Source organism: Paenibacillus sp. AR247 (assembly GCF_002968895.1).
Lineage (GTDB): Bacteria > Bacillota > Bacilli > Paenibacillales > Paenibacillaceae > Paenibacillus_AQ > Paenibacillus_AQ favisporus.
Genome location: NZ_PCZT01000100.1, coordinates 1 through 1,311, shown reverse-complemented (window position 1 = coordinate 1,311; position 1,311 = coordinate 1). Strand labels below are relative to the sequence as shown.

The following is a 1,311-nucleotide window of genomic DNA, read 5'->3' as shown; positions in this document are numbered from 1 at the left end:
ATTTTTTCTTTCATTAGTTTATTATCGCTTCACTTTCTTAAATTTGTACGGCCTGATCCTTATCCATCAAGACACCAAAGATAGTGGCAGCACCGATTTTTACGCATAACATACGTTCCAACTGTTCAGTCGGAGCAAATGACACACGAGAAATTCCGTGAGATACCTGTCTGGTACAGTTTTAATGATATCGCTTATAAAAAACATCGTTAGACTTCCTTTCATTTGAGTTCTTATGGGTTGTAGTGTATCATCTGTTTCATCATTACAAAAGCAAATGTTTCTCATAGGTATAATGACAAAACCAGATGTTAAAAGGAGATTAATCGAATGGATAAGAATATCCAGAAATATTTAGCTTTAATCAAAACAGTTGAATACGGGAGCTTTACTAAAGCAGCTGAGGCATTAAACTACTCACAATCGGGTATCAGCCGAATGATTCACGATTTAGAAACGGAATGGAATATTTCTCTTCTTGAGCGTGGACGCTCGGGCGTACGCCTGACTTCTGAGGGGTTTAAAGTACTTCCATACGCACAAAGTGTATGTAATGAATATCAAAAATTACAAACACAAATTGACGAATTACATGGTCTTCAATCAGGATTAATTCGGATTGGGACATTTTCAAGTGTAGCTACCCATTGGCTCCCGAATATAATCAAAGCATTTCAAAAGGAATTTCCGAACATTGACTACGAGCTGTTGCTTGGTGATTACACAGAAATTGAAGCTTGGATTTTAGAAGGGCGGGTGGATTGTGGTTTTCTTAGGCTTCCCACACAGTCTAAACTGGACACGATTTTCTTGGAACAGGACAAGCTCCTTGTGATTCTGCCCGAAAATCACCCACTGGCCGATTGCGATCGTTTTCCTGTCAAGGCATTAGGCGAAGACCCATTTATGCTTTTGGAAAAAGGCGCAAAAGCTGAAATATCTGAAATATTTGAGCGATGTAAGATTACACCAAAGGTACAGTTTACAACATGGGACGATTATGCCATCATGTCGATGGTCGAAAGTGGTCTAGGCATCAGTATGTTACCAGAGCTTATTTTAAAGCGTATTCCCTACCGAATTATCGTAAAAGAACTCGAAGTTCCGGCCTACCGAAAGATCGGCCTTGCAATGAGAGATAAGGAATTTGCACCACTCGCCGTCAAGCGATTTATAGATTTTCTGAAATACAGAAGTATACCCCGAAAAACTCTAAATCTAATCAGGGGGATCGTGAAAATCCTGGTGTAGATCATGCTATTTAAACTATCCTGCCCGTTAGCTTGGAGACGGCAGCCGAACTCCTCGGCT

At 40.1% G+C, this 1,311-nt stretch carries 1 protein-coding gene; it reads left to right on the top strand.

Translation table 11 applies throughout. The features are described 5' to 3' along the window. The first annotated feature begins 330 nt into the window (after positions 1–330). Positions 331–1,251: a LysR family transcriptional regulator gene (locus CPT76_RS36265; protein ID WP_105446294.1), complete on the top strand. Its 921-nt coding sequence runs from the start codon at positions 331–333 to the stop codon at positions 1,249–1,251. Positions 1,252–1,311 lie beyond the last annotated feature (60 nt).

What these genes read in the sequence shown, in the direction of transcription:
- CPT76_RS36265 (WP_105446294.1), top strand. Translation starts at nt 331, where the DNA reads ATGGATAAGAATATCCAGAAATATTTAGCTTTAATCAAAACAGTTGAA.